Source organism: Pseudomonas sp. RtIB026 (assembly GCF_016861355.2).
In the GTDB taxonomy this organism is placed as follows: Bacteria; Pseudomonadota; Gammaproteobacteria; order Pseudomonadales; family Pseudomonadaceae; genus Aquipseudomonas; species Aquipseudomonas peradeniyensis.
This window is the reverse complement of record NZ_AP023348.2, coordinates 825,822-846,949: the sequence shown is the minus strand read 5'-3', so window position 1 is coordinate 846,949 and position 21,128 is coordinate 825,822. Positions and strand designations below refer to the sequence as shown.

The 21,128-nt window shown below is 66.3% G+C and carries 20 protein-coding genes; 8 read left to right on the top strand and 12 right to left on the bottom strand.

The annotated features are described in order from the left end of the window. The first annotated feature begins 61 nt into the window (after positions 1 to 61). Positions 62 to 1,405: an NfeD family protein gene (locus PRtIB026_RS03875; protein WP_203648912.1), complete on the top strand. Its 1,344-nt coding sequence runs from the start codon at positions 62 to 64 to the stop codon at positions 1,403 to 1,405. Positions 1,406 to 1,408: 3 nt separating this feature from the next. Further along, entirely contained in the window at positions 1,409 to 2,161 is a 753-nt protein-coding gene (locus tag PRtIB026_RS03870) for a slipin family protein (protein WP_203648914.1), read from the top strand. 91 nt (positions 2,162 to 2,252) lie between these two features. Here the strand turns inward: PRtIB026_RS03870 and PRtIB026_RS03865 are convergent, their stop codons facing one another. The 3 genes from PRtIB026_RS03865 to PRtIB026_RS03855 form a co-directional block, all read right to left on the bottom strand. Continuing rightward, on the bottom strand, positions 2,253 to 2,885 hold the full coding sequence (locus PRtIB026_RS03865) for a LysE family transporter (protein ID WP_203648922.1): 633 nt from the start codon (positions 2,883 to 2,885) through the stop codon (positions 2,253 to 2,255). Between the two features lie 264 nt (positions 2,886 to 3,149). Beyond that, on the bottom strand, positions 3,150 to 3,737 hold the full coding sequence (locus tag PRtIB026_RS03860; protein WP_203648924.1) for a mechanosensitive ion channel family protein: 588 nt from the start codon (positions 3,735 to 3,737) through the stop codon (positions 3,150 to 3,152). Next, entirely contained in the window at positions 3,737 to 5,647 is a 1,911-nt protein-coding gene (locus tag PRtIB026_RS03855) for an ATP-binding cassette domain-containing protein (RefSeq protein ID WP_203648933.1), read from the bottom strand. The genes PRtIB026_RS03860 and PRtIB026_RS03855 overlap by 1 nt, the downstream gene beginning before the upstream one ends. A gap of 50 nt (positions 5,648 to 5,697) precedes the next feature. On the opposite strand from PRtIB026_RS03855, the gene PRtIB026_RS03850 reads away from it, so the two are divergent. Further along, entirely contained in the window at positions 5,698 to 6,177 is a 480-nt protein-coding gene (locus PRtIB026_RS03850) for a TIGR02444 family protein (RefSeq protein WP_203648936.1), read from the top strand. Here PRtIB026_RS03850 and PRtIB026_RS03845 read toward each other — a convergent pair. Continuing rightward, positions 6,153 to 7,235 (bottom strand): AlgP family protein, encoded by a 1,083-nt coding sequence (locus PRtIB026_RS03845; RefSeq protein ID WP_203648944.1) that lies wholly within the window; start codon positions 7,233 to 7,235, stop codon positions 6,153 to 6,155. The two genes, PRtIB026_RS03850 and PRtIB026_RS03845, sit on opposite strands and share 25 nt — an antisense overlap. Before the next feature lie 224 nt (positions 7,236 to 7,459). On the opposite strand from PRtIB026_RS03845, the gene PRtIB026_RS03840 reads away from it, so the two are divergent. Beyond that, complete coding sequence (locus PRtIB026_RS03840; RefSeq protein ID WP_203648946.1) at positions 7,460 to 8,125, top strand: FKBP-type peptidyl-prolyl cis-trans isomerase; 666 nt, start codon at positions 7,460 to 7,462, stop codon at positions 8,123 to 8,125. A gap of 1 nt (position 8,126) precedes the next feature. Here the strand turns inward: PRtIB026_RS03840 and PRtIB026_RS03835 are convergent, their stop codons facing one another. From PRtIB026_RS03835 to PRtIB026_RS03805, 7 genes are all read right to left on the bottom strand, one after another. Then, complete coding sequence (locus PRtIB026_RS03835; protein WP_050703285.1) at positions 8,127 to 8,597, bottom strand: Rsd/AlgQ family anti-sigma factor; 471 nt, start codon at positions 8,595 to 8,597, stop codon at positions 8,127 to 8,129. Positions 8,598 to 8,827: 230 nt separating this feature from the next. Continuing rightward, a complete protein-coding gene (locus PRtIB026_RS03830; RefSeq protein ID WP_203648948.1) occupies positions 8,828 to 9,325 on the bottom strand; it encodes a disulfide bond formation protein B in 498 nt (165 codons plus the stop codon). A gap of 481 nt (positions 9,326 to 9,806) precedes the next feature. Further along, the gene (locus tag PRtIB026_RS03825; RefSeq protein WP_203648950.1) at positions 9,807 to 11,045 is read right to left on the bottom strand and encodes a heme biosynthesis HemY N-terminal domain-containing protein; all 1,239 of its coding nucleotides are present in this window, start codon (positions 11,043 to 11,045) and stop codon (positions 9,807 to 9,809) included. Further along, positions 11,042 to 12,142, bottom strand: a complete 1,101-nt coding sequence (locus PRtIB026_RS03820; protein ID WP_203648952.1) for a uroporphyrinogen-III C-methyltransferase — start codon at positions 12,140 to 12,142, stop codon at positions 11,042 to 11,044. Before PRtIB026_RS03820 ends, PRtIB026_RS03825 begins: the two co-directional genes overlap by 4 nt. Positions 12,143 to 12,188: 46 nt before the next feature. After that, positions 12,189 to 12,956, bottom strand: a complete 768-nt coding sequence (locus PRtIB026_RS03815; RefSeq protein ID WP_203648955.1) for a uroporphyrinogen-III synthase — start codon at positions 12,954 to 12,956, stop codon at positions 12,189 to 12,191. Continuing rightward, entirely contained in the window at positions 12,953 to 13,894 is a 942-nt protein-coding gene (hemC, locus tag PRtIB026_RS03810) for a hydroxymethylbilane synthase (protein WP_203648965.1), read from the bottom strand. Before hemC ends, PRtIB026_RS03815 begins: the two co-directional genes overlap by 4 nt. 200 nt (positions 13,895 to 14,094) lie before the next feature. After that, positions 14,095 to 14,844 (bottom strand): LytR/AlgR family response regulator transcription factor, encoded by a 750-nt coding sequence (locus PRtIB026_RS03805; protein WP_203648967.1) that lies wholly within the window; start codon positions 14,842 to 14,844, stop codon positions 14,095 to 14,097. Positions 14,845 to 15,141: 297 nt separating this feature from the next. Between PRtIB026_RS03805 and argH the strand changes: the two genes are divergently transcribed. Beyond that, entirely contained in the window at positions 15,142 to 16,536 is a 1,395-nt protein-coding gene (gene argH / locus PRtIB026_RS03800; RefSeq protein WP_203648969.1) for an argininosuccinate lyase, read from the top strand. A gap of 112 nt (positions 16,537 to 16,648) precedes the next feature. Here argH and PRtIB026_RS03795 read toward each other — a convergent pair whose 3' ends face one another. Beyond that, positions 16,649 to 17,308 carry a glutathione S-transferase family protein gene (locus PRtIB026_RS03795; protein WP_203648971.1) on the bottom strand — a complete coding sequence of 220 codons (660 nt, stop codon included), beginning with the start codon at positions 17,306 to 17,308 and terminating at the stop codon, positions 16,649 to 16,651. A 146-nt stretch (positions 17,309 to 17,454) separates the two neighbouring features. Between PRtIB026_RS03795 and PRtIB026_RS03790 the strand changes: the two genes are divergently transcribed. The 3 genes from PRtIB026_RS03790 (at position 17,455) to PRtIB026_RS03780 (ending at position 21,070) form a co-directional block, all read left to right on the top strand. Beyond that, a complete protein-coding gene (locus PRtIB026_RS03790) occupies positions 17,455 to 17,754 on the top strand; it encodes a hypothetical protein (RefSeq protein ID WP_203648973.1) in 300 nt (99 codons plus the stop codon). A 51-nt stretch (positions 17,755 to 17,805) separates the two neighbouring features. After that, the gene (locus tag PRtIB026_RS03785; protein WP_050703275.1) at positions 17,806 to 18,051 is read left to right on the top strand and encodes a TIGR02647 family protein; all 246 of its coding nucleotides are present in this window, start codon (positions 17,806 to 17,808) and stop codon (positions 18,049 to 18,051) included. 154 nt (positions 18,052 to 18,205) lie between these two features. Continuing rightward, entirely contained in the window at positions 18,206 to 21,070 is a 2,865-nt protein-coding gene (locus tag PRtIB026_RS03780; RefSeq protein ID WP_203648975.1) for a class I adenylate cyclase, read from the top strand. Positions 21,071 to 21,128 lie beyond the last annotated feature (58 nt).

Here is a 21,128-nt window from a genome sequence, read left to right as displayed (position 1 = left end):
AGGCCGTGGCCCGGCAGCCACGGCTAAACTTCAAGGACAGGTCCGCATGAGGTGACGACAGGTGATCGCCCGGCGCTGGTGCGTGCTGCTGTTGCTACTGATCCTCGGCTTCGCCCCGGGCGGCCAGGCCGCGCCCGGCGGCAACGTGTGGCTGCTGAGCGTCGACGATGCCATCGGCCCGGCCAGCGCCGACTACCTGCTGCGCGGACTGGACCAGGCCCAGGCCCAGGGCGCGCAACTGGTGGTGATCCGCCTCGACACCCCCGGCGGGCTCGACAGCGCCATGCGCCAGATCATCAAGGCCATTCTCGCCAGCCCCGTGCCGGTGGCCACCTACGTCGCCCCGGGTGGCGCCAGGGCGGCCAGCGCCGGCACCTACATCCTCTATGCCAGCCACGTGGCGGCCATGGCCCCGGGGACCAACCTGGGCGCGGCGACGCCGGTACAGATCGGCGTCCCCGGCAAGGACGAAAAGCCCGCCGCGAACAACGAACAGGACACTCTCGCCCGCAAGCAGATCAACGACGCCGCGGCCTACATCCGTGGCCTGGCGCAACTGCGCGGGCGCAACGCCGACTGGGCGGAAAAGGCCGTGCGCGAGGCGGTGAGCCTGTCGGCCAGCGAAGCCCAGCGGCTGAAAGTGATCGACCTGGTCGCCGCTGACCTGCCCGACCTGCTGCGCCAGCTCGATGGCCGGACGCTGACCGTCGCCGGCCAGTCAGCATCAATGCAGACCGCCGGAGCCAGTGTGGTGGAGCACCTGCCGGACTGGCGCACTCGCCTGCTGGCAGTAATCACCAACCCCAGCGTGGCGCTGATCCTGATCATGATCGGCGTGTACGGCCTGCTGTTCGAATTCATGAATCCGGGCTCCGGGGTCGGCGGCGTGGTCGGCGGCATCTGCCTGCTGCTGGCGCTGTACGCCCTGCAATTGCTGCCGGTGAGCCACGCCGGGGTGGCGTTGATCCTGCTCGGGGTGGCGTTCATGGTCGCCGAGGCGTTCCTGCCCAGTTTCGGGGTGATCGGCTTCGGCGGCATCGTCGCCTTCGTGGTCGGCGCGGTGATCCTGATGGACACCGACGCCCCTGGCTTTGGCATTCCGCTGACGCTGATCATCAGCCTGGCGGTGCTCTCGGCGCTGTTGCTCGGTGGCGTGCTGGGCATGGCGCTGAAGGCGCGCAAGCGCGCCCTGGTCAGCGGCGATGTCGGGCTGGTCGGCAGCCTGGTGACAGTGACCCAGGTGCGCGCGGACAACCCGTTCTGCGGCTCGGTACAGGCCCAGGGCGAACAGTGGCAGGCGCAGTGCGCGACACCGCTGCAGCCGGGCCAGCACGTGCGGGTAACGGCCCGTCATGGCGTGACGCTGGAGGTCAGCGCCACTGCGCCCACGGCGCAAGGAGAGTAGACGATGTTCATGCAATTCGGATTCAGCGCCGTGCTGGTGCTGCTGGGCATACTGCTGCTGTCGGCCCTGCGCATCCTGCGCGAGTACGAGCGCGGCGTGGTGTTCCAGCTCGGGCGCTTCTGGCAGGTCAAGGGCCCAGGGTTGATCATCCTGATTCCCGGTATCCAGCAGATGGTCCGCGTGGACCTGCGCACCGTGGTCCTCGACGTGCCGCCCCAGGATGTGATCACCCGCGACAACGTCTCGGTCAAGGTCAACGCCGTGCTGTACTTTCGCGTGCTCGACCCGCAGAAGGCGATCATCCAGGTCGAGGACTTCCTCACCGCCACCAGCCAGCTGGCCCAGACCACCCTGCGCGCCGTGCTCGGCAAGCATGAGCTGGACGAACTGCTGGCCGAGCGCGAGCAGCTGAACTCGGACATCCGCGAGGTGCTGGACGCGCAGACCGACGCCTGGGGCATCAAGGTGGCCAACGTCGAGATCAAGCACGTCGACCTCAACGAGTCGATGGTCCGCGCCATCGCCCGCCAGGCCGAGGCCGAGCGCGAACGACGGGCCAAGGTAATCCATGCCGAAGGCGAGCTGCAGGCGTCGGAGAAACTGATGCAGGCGGCGCAGATGCTGGGCAAGGAGCCGGGGGCGATGCAGTTGCGCTACATGCAGACGCTGGGGTCAATCGCCGGGGACAAGAGCTCGACCATCGTGTTTCCGATGCCGATGGATCTGCTCAAGGGGCTGGTGGACAAGCAGAAATAGCGGCGCGGCATTCGCGGGTATACCACTCCTCTCCAGGACAGTGGCGTACCTGTGGGAGCGGGTTTACCCGCGAATGGCTTCATGCGATTGATCAGATCGGCGCCCGGCGCAGAGTGGCGAGGAACGTCGCCGCACCGATGAACAGCCCGGCAAAGGTGCGGTTCAGACGCTTCTGCTGCTTCGGTGTGCGCAACAGGCGCAGCACCCGCGAAGCCAGCCCGGTGTAGCCCGCCATCACCAGCAGGTCGACACTGATCATGGTCACGGTGATCGCCACATACTGCGGCAGCAACGCCTCGTGCGGGTTGATGAACTGCGGCAGCACCGCCAGCATGAACACCAGCGCCTTGGGGTTGCTGACGTTGACCAGGAAGCCGCGGAACACCAGGCTCAACGGCTTGCCGATCGGCCGCACACCGGACTCGTCGCTCATGTCCATAGGCAGGGCGCGCCATTGCTTGTAGGCGAGGTAGACCAGGTAGGCGACGCCGAACCACTTGATGACCTGGAAGGCAGTGGCCGACGCGGCGAGGATGGCGCCGACGCCGGCGGCGATGATGGCGATCTGCACGATCAGGCCCAGTTGCAGGCCCAGGGCGTTCCAGTAACCACGCCAGAAACCGTACTGCAGCCCGCTGGACATCGAGGCAATGGCCCCGGCGCCCGGCGACAGGCTGATCACCCAGCACGCGGCAAAGAAGGCCAACCACGTTTCCATCGACATCGCACACCTCGCTCGAACAGCTTTTGCAAACCGCTAAACTAAGGTGTTGGCGAAAAAATAACCAGTGGTTTTTGCAGTGTCTCAGCAGGCCTCTTCGCGGGTAAACCGCTGACCACGCCGACCTGCGCGTTCCCTGTAGGAGCGGCCTTGTGCCGCGAATGGGCTGCGAAGCAGCCCCAAGATTTCAGTACTGGCAACGTTGCCGGGGCCGCTTTGCGGCCCATTCGCGGCACAAGGCCGCTCCTACAGACGAATGAGCCAGACTTAATCGGCCTCGATGGCCGGGTCTATGGCTGGAGCAGGTACTTCAGCCCCCCGCCAACGGCGCACCGCCATCTGGAAGAACTGGCTGTTCGGCACCTGTACCAGCGCCCCACCCGCCTCCGGCGTTTCCATTAGCGTGGTGTACAGCAGGTTGATGGCGATCACCCGGCCTTTCACCCCCGGCTTGTCGAGGGTATCGACCAGCTCGACCACATCGCCGATGCGAAACGGCCCGACGGTGAAGATCAGCACCGCGCACAGCAGGTTGGACAGCACGCTCCAGATGGCGAAAAACGCCACCGCTGCCACCGCGACAAAGCCCGATAACGCCGTCCACAGCACCGTGGCGGACACCCCCATGCGCTCCAGCACGAACAGCAGCGCGCTGCCCATGATCAGCCAGCGCAGGGCGCCGCGTACCGGCACCATCAGTTCGTGCGGCAACGGGTAGCGTTCGCCCAGGCTGCGCAGGCCGCGGGCGACCATGCGCTGCAGGATGAACGCGGCGATCAGGATCAGCAGGATCTGCAGCCCCAGCCAGAACGTGTCCATCCACTGCCCGGGCAGCAGCGAACGCAGCTCCTCCATCAGGACAGCGCCTCGAGCTCGGCCTGCATGCTTTCCAGCGTTTCCAGGGCTTCCATCCAGCCTTCCTCGAGCTCGCCTTCGCGTTGCTTGAGCTTGGTCTGGCGGGCCAGCAAGTCGCGCAGCTCATCCTTGCGCGAGGCCTCGTACAGACCGCTGTCGCCCAACGCCGTTTCGATCTCGGCCAGTTGCTGGTGCACCTGGTTGAGTTCGGTCTCCAGCTTGTCGGCCGCCTTCTTGTGCGGGGCCAACTGTTGGCGCAAGGCCGCGGCGGCCTGGCGCTGGGCCTTCTTGTCGGTCTTGTCCGGATTCACCGGAGCGGAGCTGGCCGGCGCGTTGCGCTGGCGGAACTCCACCAGCCAGCGGCTGTAGTCGTCCAGGTCGCCGTCGAAGGTGTCGACCTTGCCATCGGCCACCAGCAGGAAGTCGTTGGTGGTGCTCTTGAGCAGGTGACGGTCGTGGGACACCACCACCACGGCACCGGCGAACTCCTGCAGGGCCATGGTCAGCGCCAGGCGCATCTCAAGGTCGAGGTGGTTGGTCGGTTCGTCGAGCAGCAGCAGGTTCGGCCGCTCCCAGGCGATCAGCGCCAGGGCCAGGCGGGCCTTTTCGCCACCGGAGAAATTCACCACAGGCTCATCGACACGGTTGCCGTGGAAGTCGAAGCCGCCGAGGAAGTCGCGCAGGGTCTGCTCGCGCTCACCCGGGGCGATGCGCTGCAGGTGCAGCAGCGGGCTGGCCTTGTCGTCCAGCGAGTCGAGCTGGTGCTGGGCGAAGTAACCGACGGCGAGGTTCTCGCCGCGCACCAGGCGCCCGGACAACGGCTGCAGCTCGCCGGCGAGGTTCTTGATCAGGGTCGACTTGCCCGCGCCGTTGGGGCCAAGCAGACCGATGCGCGCACCCGGCGCCAGTTGCAGCTTGACCTTCTCGAGGATGGCCTTGTCGCCATAGCCCAGGCGGCCTTCGGACAGGTCGAGCAAGGGGCTGGAGATCTTCTCCGACTCGCGGAAGACGAAGTCGAACGGCGAATCGACATGGGCCGCCGACAACTCCTCCATGCGCTCCAGGGCCTTGATCCGGCTCTGCGCCTGGCGGGCCTTGGTGGCCTGGGCCTTGAAACGGGCGATGTACTTTTCCATGTGCGCGCGCTGCGCCTGCTGCTTCTCGTAGGCCTGCTGCTGTTGCGCCAGGCGTTCGGCGCGGGTGCGCTCGAAGGCGCTGTAGCCGCCCTTGTAGAGATTGAGCTTGCGCTGTTCGACATGCAGCACATGGTCGACCACGGCATCGAGGAAGTCGCGGTCGTGGGAGATCAGCAGCAGCGTGCCCGGGTAGCCCTTGAGCCACTCCTCCAGCCAGAGGATGGCATCGAGGTCCAGGTGGTTGGTGGGCTCGTCGAGCAGCAGCAGGTCGGACGGGCACATCAGTGCCTGGGCCAGGTTCAGGCGCATCCGCCAGCCACCGGAGAAGTCGCCGACGCGGCGGTCCATCTGCTCGTTGCTGAAGCCCAGGCCGGCCAGCAGCTTGCGCGCACGGGCATCGGCGGTGTAGCCGTCGGCGCTGTCCAGCTCACTGTGCAGGCGCGCCAGGGCGGTGCCGTCGTGGGCCTGCTCGGCGGCCGCGAGATCCGCCTGGACCTTGCGCAGGCGGGCATCACCGTCGAGCACATAGTCCACGGCGATGCGGTCGAGGGTGTCGACCTCCTGGCGCATGTGGGCAATGCGCCAGTCGCCGGGCAGCAGGCAATCGCCGGCATCGGGCGACAGCTCACCGCGCAGCAGGGCGAACAGGCTGGATTTGCCAGCGCCGTTGGCGCCGATCAGGCCGGCCTTGTGACCGGTGTGCAGGGTCATCTCGGCGCCTTCTAGCAGGCGCTGGGGACCACGCTGTAAAGTGAGGTTCGATAGTCTGATCATGATGGTCGCGGAGTCTACCAGCTTCGCCGATCACTGGCGCGAGTGAAACCATGCACACCGACCTGTGGAATCACGCCCTGGCCTTGTATGCCCGGCCAGGCGTCGAGGCTGCCAGCCTGGCCCTCCAGGAACTGGGCGGCGATGTCTGCCTGCTGCTCTGCGGCACCTGGCTGCAGGCCCGCGGCGTGGCCGCCGATGAACAGCGGATCGCCGCCCTGCAGGCCCTGGCCGGCCCCTGGCAACGCGATGTGGTGACGCCGCTGCGCGCGCTACGCCGGCAATGGCGCGAGCAGGCGCTGGCCGACCCGCAACTGAGCGTGATGCGTGAGCAGGTGAAGGCGCTGGAGTTGCAGGCTGAACGCACCTTGCTGGAGCGTCTGGAGGCGTTGGCGCACGAGTGGCCTGCGCAAGCGGGCGCCGCGCAGGACTGGCTGACCCGGCTGGCGCCGGACCAGGCCCGGGACCACGACGCACTGCATCAGCTGCGCGCCGCGGCCCGTGAGCTTCAGGACGCCGAAGTCGGCGACTGAGCCGGTGTGGCGGTTGCCGCAGGCGTGGCCGCGCTGGTCGCAGGCGTCGGGGTGGCGCTGGCGGTCGGCGTGGCTGGCTTGCTTTCGGCTGGCTTGCTGGCTACAGACTTGGCCGGAGCTTTGGCAGCGGCCGGTTTGGCTGCTGGCTTGGCTGCAGGTTTGGCGGCAGGCTTGGCCGCTACTGGCTTGGCCGGGGCCTTGGCGGCAGCAGGCTTGGCCGCTGGTTTGGCTGCTGGTTTCGCTGCAGCGGTCTTTGCCGGTGCCTTGGCAGCAGCTGGTTTGGCCGCTGGCTTGGCAGCAGGTTTCGCGGCGGCGGTCTTCGCCGGGGCCTTGGCAGTAGCAGGCTTGGCCGCTGGCTTGGCGGCAGGTTTCGCGGCGGCGGTCTTCGCCGGTGCCTTGGCGGCAGCAGGCTTGGCCGCTGGCTTGGCCGCAGGTTTCGCGGCGGCGGTCTTCGCCGGTGCCTTGGCAGCAGCAGGCTTGGCCGCTGGCTTGGCGGCAGGTTTCGCTGCAGCGGTCTTCGCGGGAGCCTTGGCAGCAGCCGGTTTGGCCGCTGGCTTGGCGGCAGGTTTCGCGGCTGCAGTCCTCGCCGGGGCCTTGGCCGCAGCAGGCTTGGCCGCTGGTTTGGCAGCAGGTTTCGCGGCCGCTTTCGGTGCCGCAGTACGCGAGTCCAGGGCCTTGGCGGCCGCCTCACGCACTTTGCCAACACCCTGGGCCAGTTTCAGGCTTTCCTGGGCATCACGCTTGAGTTGCTGGATGTAAGTTCGGGTCTGGGCCTGGCGATCCTTGAGCGAATCGAGCAAGTGTTCAAGTTCACCCGCGGCTTTTTGCGCCTTGCCCTGAGCCTTGGCTTTACCGGCCTTGGCGGCGTCCTGCAACTTCAGGCGAGCGTTATGCAGTTTCTCCTGGGCCTTGCCACGTTGTTTTTCCAACTTGGCCAACAGTTTCTCGGCATCCGCCAGCGCTTGGGAGCAGGCATCTTCCAAATGTTCGAGCAAGCTACCCGAAAGTTGCTGGAGCAGGTGCAACGGCGTACTGACTGCTTTCTTCTTGGCCGACATGGTTTACCTCCTGGCTGACGAGAGTGCGGCTCATACTATGCTTCTGCTGCTACCGCCGCTAGGGCATGTTGACAGTCTCAGTAGCGCCGCGTTGCATGCCTGGGCAAAGTTGTTGTCTTGCAGCTGGAAACAAGTGTAGTTGCCCATTAGTGCACTGCCGATATTTACACATCTTCGCCCAACAACGCTGGCATACTTTGCGCTCTTTACCGCAGGAACCGTCCATGCCTCGTTATCTGATTCTGGGCCTGTGCCTGGTGATGCCGCTCTCCCTGGCCAACGCCGAAACCGCCCCCGCCAACGACAGCGACCTGGCCTACAGCCTTGGTGCCAGCCTGGGCGAGCGCCTGCGCCAGGAAGTCCCCGGCCTGCAGCTCGACGCCCTGGTCGAAGGCCTGCGCCAGGCCTACCAGGGCCAGCCGCCACGCATTGCCAAGTCACGCATGCAGGCCATCCTCGAGCAGCACGAGACGCAAGCCAACGCCGCCGCCGAACAGGCCCAGGTGGACAAGCTGGTGGAAGCGGAGAAACGCTTCATTGCCGGCGAGCGGGCCAAGGCCGGGGTACGCGAGCTGCCCGAGGGCATCCTCTACAGCGAACTGGCCAGCGGCAGCGGCGCGCAACCCAAAGCCAGCGGTCGCGTGCAGGTGCGCTATGTGGGGAAACTGCCGGATGGCACGGTGTTCGACCAGAACCTGCAACCGCAATGGTTCAAGCTGGACTCGGTGATCGAGGGCTGGCAGGTGGCACTGCCACGGATGAAGGCGGGGGCGAAATGGCGCCTGGTGATCCCGTCGGCGCAAGCTTATGGCGCCGACGGTGCGGGTGACCTGATCGCACCCTATACCCCACTGGTGTTCGAGATCGAACTGCTGGACGTGGCCAACTGAATCAGGCCTGCAGCGCGTCCTCTTCCTTGTGCGCGGTATGCAGCACTTCGATGAGGCAGTCCTCCAGCTCGAAGCGTTCTCGCAACAGGCCGCCCAGCTTGCCCAGCTTGTCCGCGAAGCGCTCGGGGTCGGTGCACTCGCCCTTCTCGCAATGGTCATTGAAAGCCAGCGCGATCTGGGTGCTGTCATCGATACGCGGGTTGATCTGTGTGGCAAGCTCCAGGGCCTTGGTATCGCCAAAGGCCTTGGCTTCGCTGACCAGCTGCTCGCTGACTTCGAAGTGCCAGGCCGAGACATAGTCGACCAGGAGCGCGCAAAAATCGCGGTTCTTGTCCTTGTCGGCAAAGGCCGGCTTGGCATCGCGCAAGGCGCGGAAGGCATGCACCAACTCCTGGCGCTCCTCCAGCCAACGATCGATCAGCTTGTGAACACCGCCCCAGCGTTCCTGGGCGTTCTGGCAACTATCGAGCATGGCGATCTCTTCCCTTCTGGGTAGATGCCGCTGCACCTCGCGACACAACACCGTGGCACAAAGGTGACGTCAGCAAACGGCATCGAGCAGTTGTATTTTCGGTAAGCGTGCTGGGAGATTATTCCCGTGCGACCTGCCCTTCAAGGTACGCAGCAGACTAAGTTCATACAAGCGTTTAATCCCGCCGTCGGCCACCGCTGGTCGCGCAATCCCAGGTGCATTGCCGTGGATCAACCCGCCGCGTCCTGGCGCAATCGATACAGCACCAGCCACGACAACGGCACCGCCGCCAGCAACAGGAACGCCAGCAGGCTCCATTCCGGCAGGGTCAGGTCGAGGAAGCTCCAGTTGACCGACACGCAGTCCGGGCTGCCCAGCAGGAATGCCTGCAGGATCTCGCTCCACGGGCGTTCGACCAGGTGCGCCAGGGGCAGGTGGCAACCGCTGACCGGCAGCGGCTCGGCCTGCAGCCAGACATGCCGCCCCGCCAGCAAGGCGCCAGCCAACGCGAACAGCAGCGCCAGCCAGGCATGCCAGCGGCGGCCGCCGGCGTGGAACATGGCAACCAGGCAGGCCAGCGCAAAACAGCCCAGCATCAGGCGCTGGCTGAAACACAACGCGCAGGGGTCCAGGCCGACCACGTTTTCGAGACGAAACGATGCGACCAGCACCGCCACGGCGGCCAGGAAGGCGGGAAGGAACGAGCTGCGCAAGCAGGCCAGCGACATGGGCAGAAGTGATCCGAAAATGAGGGAAGTGGGTTGAAACGGTAGAGGAAAGGGGCGCTTTGTATCAAGGCGCTACAGTGCAGACAAGTCGCTGAATGGCTAGGGAATCATTTTCGTGAAACGTGGGATTATTCCGACACGGACGAAGGACGATTCGACGCCCTCTACGTGGAGGGCATCTTGAGTCATCGCTCATCAGAGAATGCAACACGCCGCTGGCAAAACATCGCACCGGCACAAGCAAGTATGCCCGCGATGCGCGACAGGCCCATCCCTTTCAAGGTCTTTGCGTTTTTTCGGATATGGCCGCTTCAATTCAATATTGCCGGGGCTGCTTTGCAGCCCATTCGCGGCACAAGGCCGCTCCTACAGGATGGCGCGATCACCTGTAGGAGCGGCCTTGTGCCGCGAAAGGGTCGCAAAGCGACCCCGTCAAGTCCAAGTCGAACGCCCCTTCTCAACACCTTGAAAGGGCTGGGCCTCAGGCCCGAACCCCCTCCGGCAGCGGCAACGCCAGCAGGCGCTCATCCAGCAGCCCCAGGCCCTCCTGGAACAGCTGATTGCTGCGTTCGGTCTCGCCGAGACCGGCCAGCAAGCGTGCCAACTCGGCGCAGGTTTCCGGATTACGCTCCAGGCGCAGACTGCTTTCCAGATAGTCCCGCGCCTTGCCCCACAAGCGGTTCTGCAGGCTCAGCCGGCCGAGGGTGAGCAGCAGGCTAGGATCCTGCGGATGCTCCTTCAGCCAGCCTTCGGCCGTCTGCAGCTGGCGCGCCGGATCGTCGCCGCGCACCAGCCCGTACAGGCGCGCCAGGTGGCTTTCGTAGCCGCGCTTGAGCGCGCCGCGAAGCACCTGTTCGGCCTCGCCCTGGGCACCGACCTGACGCAGTTGCTCGGCGTAGGCCGACACCAGTTGCGGTTCCTGGCGCTGGGCGTTGGTCAGTTGCTGCCAGGCGCGCTCAAGCGCCTGGCGTGCCGTCTGCGGATCCTCGCCACGGGCCGCCGCCAGGCCCAGGTTCTGGCCCCAGGCGCGCTGTTCCAGGTCGGCCAGTTCCGCCGCAGGCAGCACCTTGTGCTTGCGCAGGTCCGGCAGCAGGCGTATCAACGCCGGCCAGTCGCCCCTCTCCAGGTGCAGGCGCTGTAACAGGCGCAGCACCTGGGCATTGTGCAGATGACGCTCCTGCATCGCCTGCAGGGCCTCCAGGGCACCCTCGCTCTCGCCCCGGTCCATCTGCAATTGGGCATGGGTCAGGGCGACGGCGAGCTCGGCCTGGGGCTGGCGTTCCAGGGCGCGTTCGAGCAGATTGTCGCGTTCCTCGACCCGTCCCTGTTCGTTGGCGGCACGCGCGGCGCCGAGGTAGTAGAGCAGCGGCTGGCGATCGGACTCGGCAGCACGCTGCAAGTGCCGCTGGGCACTCGCCCAGCGCCCCTCGGCCAGGTCCAGCTGGCCTTGCTCGACAGCGATGCGGGTGCGGCGGCTGCGGTTGCGCCGCGACCACGGGTTGACCACCCCGGACGAAGTCAGCACCAGCCCGACCAGGTAACGCACCAGCAACAGCAGCAGGATGATACCGACCAACGCGCCGAGCGCCGCCCACAGTCCCGACTGGTAGCGGAAGCTGCCGTAGGCGATCAGCACGTAGCCACTGTGCTTGGCGATCGCGATGCCCAGCGCCGCGGCGACGACAATCGCCAATACCGCCAGCAGGTAGACACGCTTCATGGCTTGGCCCCTTCGGCGGCAGCCGGCAGGTGGCGACGCTGGATATAGGCCTGCACCGCGGCCAGGCTCTCGCTCAGGTCAGGCGTGACCACCGACACCGGCTGTTCGGCCAGCTGGTTGAGGTTGTCGAGCATCGCCTTGCTTTGCGGGTTGTCCGGGTTGAAGTTGGCCAGCAACACGCTGCGCGCATCGTCCAGGGCCTGGGCATAGACCTTGGCCTCGCCGTTGAGCGCCGCCCACTGCGCCTGCTCGATGGTCAGGCTCAGGGCCAGGCGCAGCTGGTTGAGCGACTGCCCGGACAGCAGCGGGCGGACGTTGTCGTCGGCATTGAACTCGATCTGGAAGTACTTGGAGATCTCGGCCCACCACTGCGACCAGCGGCTGGCGCCATCGCCATCGGCGGTCAGCGCGCCCATGGCGTCGGCCTTGCTGTCGAATTCCGGCGACTGGGCACTGAGCTGCTGCACCAGCTCGCGTTGTGCGGCGAGCTTGAGGAACAGCCCGGTGCGATCCGGCTGCTCGGTGCCGGATAGCGTCGCCAGGCTGCGGGCCAACTGTTCGCGGGCGGCGAAGGCGCCGGGATCGCTCTGCTCGCGAAGGATCTCATCGGCACCTTCGACCAGCGCCTTGGCGCTGGTGATGTCCTGCAACGCCGACAGGCGCAGGGTGGCCAGGCGCAGCAGGTGCTCGGCCTCGGCCAGGCGCCACTCCTTGCGGCTCTCGCCGAGCACGGTCTCCAGGCGCTGGCTCAGGCGCTGCTGGTCGCCCTGCAGTTGCGCCACCAGGCGCCGGCGATCTTCCAGTTCACTGGCCGCCGGCAGGCTGGCCAGCTGCGCGCTGAGCTGCTGCTCGCGCTGCTGCAGCGCGTCGGCGCGTTGATTGAGGGCTTGCAGGTGTTCGCCCTGGCCTTGTTCGCTGCCTTGCAGCTGGCGGACCTGCCAGACGCCCCAGCCGCCGACCGCGACGCCGGCGGCGCCCAGCAGCAGGGCCAGCAGCGCCAGGCCGTTGCCGGAGCGTCGGGCGGGCTTGGCGGTGGCGGATTGCGGCGCCTCGGGCGCCGCGGGCTGTTCGGTGTTGGACAAGACAGTTTCGCTCACGTATCCATCCTTTGCATGGTGGCGCATCGCTCTCTAGCTTAGCGCCTTAAGGGGCAGGCGCAGCGGTTCGCTGCACGGCTGCCAGCAAGGCCGCGGCGCTGGCGCCACGGCAATCCACAATGTCTTTCGCCCCGAGCGCTCGGGCCTGCTCGGCCACCCGGGGGCTGGGCACGAACAGCGGCAAGCGGGAAAACCGCAGCCAATCCGCACCTGCCAGTCGATGCAAGTGTTCCAGACCCTGCCCACTGCTGACCACCAGGCCATTGAGGCGTTCCCCATCGATGCGCTGGGCGAGGGTCGTGGCGGGGTAGTACGGCAGGCAGCGGCGATACAATTCCAGATAATCGACACTAGCACCTTGCTCGGCAAGACGCTCGGCCAGCAGTTCACGACCTCCGACGCCGCGAACGATCAGGACGCGGGGTGCCGGCGCGGCGATAGCCTCGCGCAGCGCGGGCAGAGCAAGCAAGGCTTCACTGTCGTCGCCGGCCGCCGGAAAAGCCACCTGCAACCGGTGCTCCTGAAGGATCCGCGCCGTCGCCTCGCCCACCGTGAACCAACCGGCGAGCGGCGGCGTCACCCCTGCCTGGGCAAGTTGCTCCAGCAGCAGGCGGGCCGCCGGCTTGCTGACCACGATGATGGCCTGGGCCTCGGCGATCGCCCGCAGGCGCTGCACCTGCGCAGCGTCCGGCGCGATCGCCTCGATCACCAGCAATGGCAGGCTGGCGCTGGCAATGCCCGCGTCGGCCAGGGTCTGCGCCAGCGCCGCACAGTCCTCTTCAGGCCGGGTCAGCAGCAGGCGCCAGGGGCTCACGGATGGCCGGCCTCGCCGTAGACTTCCTTGAGGATCGCCTCGGCGCCCTGCCCGAGCAGGTCCTCGGCGACCTGCACGCCCAGGCGCTCGGCATCGGCACGTGGCGCCCGGGCCTCGGCCACCAGCAAGGTGCCGCCGGAGGGCTGGCCGACCAGGCCGCGCAGCCACAGCTGCTCGCCTTCGAGCACCGCGTAGCAGGCGATCGGCACCTGGCAGCCGCCATTGAGGCGCTTGTTCAGGGCACGCTCGGCCACCACCCGGTCGGCGGTGTCGGCATGGTGCAACGGCGCCAGCAAGGCATGAATCTCGGCGTCGGCGCTGCGGCATTCGATGCCCACCGCGCCCTGGCCGCCCGCCGGCAGGCTGTCATCGACGCTGATGGAGGCAGTGATACGGTTCTCGAAGCCGAGGCGGATCAGGCCGGCGGCGGCAAGGATGATGGCGTCGTACTCGCCGGCATCGAGCTTGGCCAGGCGGGTGTTGACGTTGCCGCGCAGGAAGCGGATTTCGAGGTCGGGCCGGCGCGCCAGCAACTGGGCTTGGCGGCGCAGGCTGGAAGTGCCGACGATGCTGCCGGCCGGCAAGGCCTCAAGACTGGCGAAGTTGTTGGAAACGAAGGCGTCGCGCGGGTCTTCACGCTCGCAGATGCAGTACAGGCCCAGGCCCTCGGGGAAGTCCATGGGGACATCCTTCATCGAGTGCACGGCGATATCGGCCTCGTTGTCGAGCAGGGCGGTTTCCAGCTCCTTGACGAACAGGCCCTTGCCGCCGATCTTCGCCAGCGGCGCGTCGAGCAGCTTGTCGCCGCGGCTGACCATTGGCACCAGGGTCACCAGAAGGCCGGGATGCGCCTGTTCCAGGCGGGCTTTGACGTATTCGGCCTGCCACAGGGCCAAGGCACTTTTACGGGTGGCAATGCGGATTTCGCGAGTGGACATGAAACGCACCGATCCAGAGAAATACCGCCGATGATAACAGCTCCTCCGGTTGTGCCCGCAGATTCAGATCAGCAATCACGCTCCCTGCACAGTCGATACTGGTCGCGATTTGCGTGGGAGCGGGCTTGGCCCGCGATTGCGATGGCGGATCTTGCACTGCTATCGCGGGGCAAGCCCGCTCCCACGTTCCCTGAGGCCTTTCAGTGCAGGCTCTGCATCATCTTGCGCACCCCCGCCACATGGCGGCGGCTGACGGTCAGGGCGTCGCCATCCAGGCCCTTGAGATAGAGCTGGAAATGCCCCAGCGGCGTGCGCTGCAGGCGCTCAATGCGCTCACGGGCGACCAGCGCGTTGCGGTGGATGCGCACGAAACGCTCGCCAAACTCGTCCTCCAGGGCCTTGAGCGGTTCATCGAGCAGTACCTCGCCCGCTTCATGGCGCAGGGTGACGTACTTGTGGTCGGCGATGAAGTAGATGACCTGGGGAATGGGGATCAACTCGATGCCTTTGCGGGTACGGGCACTGATATGGCTGCGCGGGCCGCCACCGGCCTCGCCGGCCGGGCGGGTCAGCGCCGCCAGTTGGGCACGGTTGGGTTTTTCCGCCCGGCGCAGGGCGTCGCGCAGGGCCTGGGGCTGGATGGGCTTCTCGACATGGCTCAGGGTGCTGTCCCTGAAGGCTTCGCTGCCGTATTCATCGTCGCCGGTGCAGAACACCACCGCCGGCGGCGACTCGCGCTCGCACAGCCGGGCGGCGACCTGCAGGCCATCGAGGCCCGGCATGCCGATATCCAGCAGCACCACATCGGGCTTGAGGCTTTCGATCAGGGTCAGGGCCTCCTCGCCGTTGGTGGCGCTGGGCTCCATCACGGTGTAACCCTCCAGCTCGCCAAGCAGCCGGCTCAGGCGCTCGCGGCCCAGGGGTTCATCATCAACGATCAGGACATTCATAATTGCGCTGGATTCCTGAGTGAGTCTCGCACGGGTATAGCGTAGACAAGTGTGGGGCGACCGAAACGCGGTCACGCTACAGACCGGTGCGAAGGCCAAAGATTCACTGGTCTGGCAGATTCACCGCCAGTCCTTTGTCCAACTGTAGACGCTCCGTGGAACACTGCCGTTCAATCGTTGAATATGCCGCACCCCCTTGTAACCGGACGATTCTCGCGACCAGCGCCCTGCGGCGGCGGGCGCAACCCTGCTATGATCGCGACACTTTTTCCGTTCACGCCTTCAACGAGTGAATCCATGAGCACCGACAAGACCAATCAGTCCTGGGGCGGCCGCTTCAGTGAGCCCGTCGACGCCTTCGTCGCCCGCTTCACCGCCTCGGTCGATTTCGACAAGCGCCTGTACCGCCACGACATCATGGGTTCGATCGCCCACGCCACCATGCTGGCGCAGGTCGGCGTCCTCAGCGATGCCGAGCGCGACACCATCATCGATGGCCTGAAGACCATCCAGGGCGAAATCGAGGCCGGCACCTTCGACTGGCGCGTCGACCTCGAAGACGTGCACATGAACATCGAAGCGCGCCTGACCGACCGCATCGGCATCACCGGCAAGAAGCTGCACACCGGCCGCAGCCGCAACGACCAGGTGGCCACCGACATCCGCCTGTGGCTGCGCGACGAGATCGACCTGATCCTGGCCGAGATCACCCGCCTGCAGCAGGGCCTGCTGGAGCAGGCCGAGCGCGAGGCCGAGACCATCATGCCCGGCTTCACCCACCTGCAGACCGCGCAGCCGGTGACCTTCGGCCACCACCTGCTGGCCTGGTTCGAGATGCTCAGCCGCGACTACGAGCGCCTGGTGGACTGCCGCAAGCGCGCCAACCGCATGCCCCTGGGCAGCGCCGCGCTGGCCGGCACCACCTACCCGATCGACCGCGAACTGACCTGCAAGCTGCTGGGCTTCGAGGCCGTGGGCGGCAACTCGCTGGACAGCGTCTCGGACCGCGACTTCGCCATCGAATTCTGCTCGGCGGCGAGCATCGCGATGATGCACCTGTCGCGCTTCTCCGAAGAGCTGGTGCTGTGGACCAGCGCCCAGTTCCAGTTCGTCGACCTGCCTGATCGTTTCTGCACCGGCAGTTCGATCATGCCGCAGAAGAAGAACCCGGACGTGCCGGAGCTGGTGCGCGGCAAGAGCGGCCGAGTGTTCGGCGCCCTGACCGGCCTGCTGACCCTGATGAAAGGCCAGCCGCTGGCCTACAACAAGGACAACCAGGAAGATAAAGAGCCGCTGTTCGACGCCGCCGACACCCTGCGCGACTCGCTGCGCGCCTTCGCCGACATGATCCCGGCGATCAAGCCCAAGCACGCGATCATGCGCGAAGCGGCCCTGCGCGGTTTCTCCACCGCCACGGACCTGGCCGACTACCTGGTGCGCCGCGGCCTGCCGTTCCGTGACTGCCACGAGATCGTCGGCCACGCCGTGAAGTACGGCGTCGATACCGGCAAGGACCTGGCCGAGATGAGCCTGGACGAGCTGCGCCAGTTCAGCGACCAGATCGAGCAGGACGTGTTTGCCGTGCTGACCCTGGAAGGCTCGGTCAACGCCCGCAACCACATCGGCGGCACCGCGCCGGCCCAGGTGCGCGCGGCAGTGGTTCGCGGCAAGGCCCTGCTGGCTTCGCGCTAAACCACAATCGCGGGGCAAGTCGCATCGGCGCACCGCCGCTCCCACCAGCCTCGCTCAGGCTCGTGGGAGCGGCGGTGCGCCGATGCGACTTGCCCCGCGATCGTTTGTGGCCTCAGCGCTTGCTCTTGATCATTTCGAGGAACGCCGGCATCGCCGCCTCCTTGTCCGCCACGATCCGCGCCATGTGCGGGTTCTCGCGCAGTTTCTCCAGCAACGCCGTCGCCTGCGGGAAATCCGCCAGGAAGTCGACGTTCAGCACCTTCTTGCCCACCACACAGGCCAGGTCGACCGAGAAGCAGAACATCAAGTCTGCGATGGTCAGTTGCTCCCCGGCCACGTATGGCTGGAACCGTCCATTGCGCTTGAGGGTGGCGAAGCCTGCCAGCAGGTCCGCCCGCGCCCGCTCCTTGATCAGCGGCTCTACCGCCGCGCCGAAGAACGCCTCGGCGTAGCAGGTCCGCGCCGGCAACTCGATATACAGCTCGATCTCCCGCAGCAGCTCGCGGACCTTGGCCTGGCCGAAGGCATCGGCTGGCAGCAGCGCCTTGCCCGGCTGGGTCTGCGCGATGTAGTCGAGGATCACCCCGGTCTCGCTGATGAAACCATGCTCGGTCTGCAGCGCCGGCACCTTGCCACGCGGGCTTTTGGCCAGGGCCTCGGGGGCCTGGCCGCCGAAGAACGGCACCTCTTCGAAGGGCACGCCTTTCTCCAGCAAGGCCAGCTTGACCATGTTGTAGTAGTTGCTGACCGCGAATCCATGAAGCTTGAGCATTGAGACAGCCTCCAAGGCCGTATGGGGTTGGCCCGGCTTTTATAGCCCCCTTCCCCACCCTTGGCCAGCTTCATGCCCGGCGTCGATGACCGGGCATTGCTGGCGCAGGCGTGGCAAACTGTGCCCCCCACCACAGGAGTAACGCCATGAGCGAGCCCACCGACATCGACAATGACGACGAAGACTTCGCCGAGGCGACACTGACCCAGGCCATCGAGAACCAGATCGAAAGCGGCGAGCCGCCGGCGGCCAAGGCCACGTTCAACAAGCTGAGCCTGGTCGGCTACGAGCGCGAGGACATCCTCAACCTCATGGCCCACGTGCTGGCCATCGAGATCGACGCCATGCTCGACGAAGACCGCCCGTTCAACACCGAATGGTATGAAACCGCCCTGCGCGCCCTGCCGGAGCTGCCACCTGAGGCGGATCAAGGCGACATCGAATAAACCTGACTACACTCCTGACTTCCATCCTTGTCTCGAAGTCAGGAGTAGCCCATGCCCTTCAACCCCGAACTGATCGCCGAACTGGAAGTGCTCGCCCAGTTCAACCTGGACAGTCACCAGGAAGGCATCAAGGTTTGTAGCGACGCCTCCCCGGCATTGGTCGCCGCAGCCAAGCGCCTGCACGACAAAGGTCTCACTGACCAACCCGACGGAGGCTACCTCACCAGCCTGGGCACTGATGCCGCTGAAAGTATGCAGTTACTCCTCAGGGTGCTTAAAACTCCGCAGCCTGCCTGAGTTCACCAAGCCCGCCCCCGTGGGAGCGGGCTTGCCCCGCGATGAGCCCTAGAGGATCGCTGTAAAACTGACGTCAAAAAGCCACCAACCCCTTATCCGACCGCCCCACTCAGGCTAAACTCGCCAGTGCTCCCCCTGCCTGCCTGAGTGCGCAATGAACCACCCCCATGAAATCCGCCCCGATCTCGACCAAGGCATCGACCGCAAGGAGCTGTCCAAGCTGCGCGCGCGTTTCCTGAAGATCAACCAGGGCCGCCTGGCACGGGCCATGGAGGGGCTGTCCACGCGCCAGCAGCAGGTCCTCACCCTGTTGCCGCTGTTCTTTCACGTTAATCACCCGCTGCTGCCGGGTTATGTCTCGGGCACCACCCCCGCTGGCGTGTCCGGCTTCGAACCCGACAGCGACCTGCTGGCCGAGGCCCAGCGCCTGACCCGCTCGTTCACCTACAAGCCGCGCCACGGCAAGCCGCCGCAACCGATCCACGGCCTGTTCCTGATGGGCAGCCTGGGCACCCTGGCCCAGGCCGAGCAGAGCGACATGGACCTGTGGGTCTGCCACGCCCCCGACCTGGACGAGCAGGCCCTGGCCGACCTGCGGCGCAAATGCCAGCTGCTCGAGGCCTGGGCCGCCAGCCAGGGCGCCGAGGCGCACCTGTTCCTGATCGAGCCACGCGGCTTCGTCCAGGGCGAGCGCGACAGCCAGCTCAGCTCCGACGACTGCGGCACCACCCAGCATTACCTGCTCCTCGACGAGTTCTACCGCACCGCCATCTGGCTGGCCGGACGCACGCCGCTGTGGTGGCTGGTGCCGGTCTACCAGGAGCACAACTACCGCGACTACACCCAGACCCTGCTGTCCAAGCGCTTCATCCGCGCCCAGGACGATCTCGACCTTGGCCACCTGGCGCACATCCCGTCGGGCGAGTTCGTCGGCGCCGGGCTATGGCAGCTGTTCAAGGGCATCGACTCGCCCTACAAGTCGCTGCTCAAGCTGCTGCTCACCGAGGCCTACGCCAGCGAGCACCCGCAGGTGCGCTGCCTGAGCCTGGACTACAAGCAGGCCGTGTTCGCCAACCAGCTGGACCTGGACGAGCTCGACCCCTACGTCATGGTCTACCGGCGCATCGAACGCTACCTGCGCCAGCGCGGCGAATCGGCACGCCTGGAGCTGGCGCGGCGCAGCCTGTACCTGAAGGTGAACAAGAAGCTCAGCGACCTGGGCCGCACCCGCAGCGGCGGCTGGCAGCGCCAGCTGCTCGGGCGCCTGACCGAGGAATGGGGCTGGGACGAGCGCCAGCTGGCGCTGCTCGACAGCCGCAGCCAGTGGAAAGTGCGCCAGGTGGCGGTCGAGCGCCGTGAGCTGGTGGCCGAGCTGAACCACAGCTACCGCTTCCTGACCCAGTTCGCCCGCCTGCAGAACGCCAACAGCCGAGCCGACCAACGCGACCTCAACGTCCTCGGCCGGCGCCTGTACGCCGCCTTCGAGCGTCGGGCCGGCAAGATCGAGGTGATCAACCCGGGCATCGCCCCGGACCTGGCCGAAGACACTCTCACCCTGGTCCACTCGCCCAACCGCAAGGAACCGGGCACCCATCACTGGGGCCTGTACAACGGCAACCTGGGCGTGCACGAGTGGGAGCACTTCAGCCCAATCAAGCGCTGCCGCGAGCTGCTCGAACTGCTCACCTGGGCCCATCGCAATGGCGTGATCGACAGCGGCACACGCCTGGCCCTGCACCCTGGCGCCAGCGACCTCAGCGAGTTCGAGCTGTTCAACCTTGTCGGCAGCCTGCAGCAAAGCATCCCCCTGCCATTGGAGACGGTCAGCGAGGTGCGCCTGCTGCAACCGAGCGTGGCCGACGAGATCCTGCTGCTGGTGAATGTCGGGGTCGATCCGCTGCGCCATCACCGCGACCTGAATATCCTGATGACCACCGAGCGCACCGACTCGCTGAGCTACGCCGGGGTGCGCGAGAACCTTGTACTGACCCTCGACCAGATCACCCTCAACAGCTGGAACGAGGTGCTGGTGCATCGCTACGACGGCGAGCATGCGCTGATGCGCTGCCTGCGCGACTTCCTCAACAGCCTGGGCCAGCGCAGCCACCGCCCGCGGGTGCGGGTGCGCTGCTACTGCCACAACCGCGCCCAGGCCATCAGCCAGCGGGTCGAGGACATCTTCGACACCGTGCAGCTGCTGCTCGACCAGGGCCTGAATCACCGCTACCTGCTGCAGGTCGCCCAGCACACCCACATCCTCGACTTGCAGCCCGGGCAGGTCACCCTGGCCAGCCTCGCCGACCATGATGCGGTGCTGGCGGCCCTAGGCGAAGAGCGCATCCGCTACAGCCCGCTGCACCTGGACGCCCATGCCCTGCAGGACCACGACCTGCCGCTGGTCCTGGCCCAGGGGCGCCCCGGCTGCATCCAGGTGTTCTACCGTCTGCTCGAAGGCTGGGCCGACCTGTACGTGCTCGACGAGCACAACGCGCTTTGGCAACAACGGTTGCCGTTGCAGGACGAGCAGCACCTGCTGCTGCCGCTGCAACGTTTCCTGCAATCGATGCTGATGCGCCGCGATGCCCAACTGCCCCTGGACAGCCTGCCGCTGGCGTCGCTGGACATCCTTTACTACCAGCTGCTGCCTTCAGGCATTGGCAAGGCGCGCAGCCTGGAGCCGCGGCAGACACCGCTGGACAGCCAGAACCAGGCGCACTACGAGGTCCAGGCGATCCTCCAGGCGGGTACCGGCGACGAGGTGCATGTCACGCTCTACTGCGACCAGCAGGAGTTTTCCGAACTGGAGCACGGCGACCAGCTGTATGCCGTGGTCGCCCGGCAGATCCTGGGCCAGCGCCGCAGCAGCGGCCGTTACCGCTGCTACATCACCGACCTCGACCTGTCCGAGCTGCTGGAAGACGAGCAGGGGTCCACCAGCCTGTACCTGCGCTACAAGCGCGAGCTGGAGCAGGCGCTCAACGATGGGCTGGAACAGCTGCAGGCGCGGCTGGAGCCCTGATTTTCTCTGCCTTCACCGATCCCTCTGTAGGAGCGGCCTTGTGCCGCGAAAGGGCCGC

Coding starts and splice junctions, on each gene's coding strand:
- PRtIB026_RS03870 (WP_203648914.1), top strand. CDS start 1,409: ATGTTCATGCAATTCGGATTCAGCGCCGTGCTGGTGCTGCTGGGCATA.
- PRtIB026_RS03860 (WP_203648924.1), bottom strand. CDS start 3,737: ATGGAGGAGCTGCGTTCGCTGCTGCCCGGGCAGTGGATGGACACGTTC.
- PRtIB026_RS03780 (WP_203648975.1), top strand. CDS start 18,206: ATGAACCACCCCCATGAAATCCGCCCCGATCTCGACCAAGGCATCGAC.
- PRtIB026_RS03805 (WP_203648967.1), bottom strand. CDS start 14,844: ATGAATGTCCTGATCGTTGATGATGAACCCCTGGGCCGCGAGCGCCTG.
- PRtIB026_RS03850 (WP_203648936.1), top strand. CDS start 5,698: ATGCACACCGACCTGTGGAATCACGCCCTGGCCTTGTATGCCCGGCCA.
- PRtIB026_RS03785 (WP_050703275.1), top strand. CDS start 17,806: ATGCCCTTCAACCCCGAACTGATCGCCGAACTGGAAGTGCTCGCCCAG.
- hemC (WP_203648965.1), bottom strand. CDS start 13,894: ATGTCCACTCGCGAAATCCGCATTGCCACCCGTAAAAGTGCCTTGGCC.
- argH (WP_203648969.1), top strand. CDS start 15,142: ATGAGCACCGACAAGACCAATCAGTCCTGGGGCGGCCGCTTCAGTGAG.
- PRtIB026_RS03865 (WP_203648922.1), bottom strand. CDS start 2,885: ATGTCGATGGAAACGTGGTTGGCCTTCTTTGCCGCGTGCTGGGTGATC.
- PRtIB026_RS03825 (WP_203648950.1), bottom strand. CDS start 11,045: ATGAAGCGTGTCTACCTGCTGGCGGTATTGGCGATTGTCGTCGCCGCG.
- PRtIB026_RS03845 (WP_203648944.1), bottom strand. CDS start 7,235: ATGTCGGCCAAGAAGAAAGCAGTCAGTACGCCGTTGCACCTGCTCCAG.
- PRtIB026_RS03830 (WP_203648948.1), bottom strand. CDS start 9,325: ATGTCGCTGGCCTGCTTGCGCAGCTCGTTCCTTCCCGCCTTCCTGGCC.
- PRtIB026_RS03790 (WP_203648973.1), top strand. CDS start 17,455: ATGAGCGAGCCCACCGACATCGACAATGACGACGAAGACTTCGCCGAG.
- PRtIB026_RS03835 (WP_050703285.1), bottom strand. CDS start 8,597: ATGCTCGATAGTTGCCAGAACGCCCAGGAACGCTGGGGCGGTGTTCAC.
- PRtIB026_RS03855 (WP_203648933.1), bottom strand. CDS start 5,647: ATGATCAGACTATCGAACCTCACTTTACAGCGTGGTCCCCAGCGCCTG.
- PRtIB026_RS03795 (WP_203648971.1), bottom strand. CDS start 17,308: ATGCTCAAGCTTCATGGATTCGCGGTCAGCAACTACTACAACATGGTC.
- PRtIB026_RS03840 (WP_203648946.1), top strand. CDS start 7,460: ATGCCTCGTTATCTGATTCTGGGCCTGTGCCTGGTGATGCCGCTCTCC.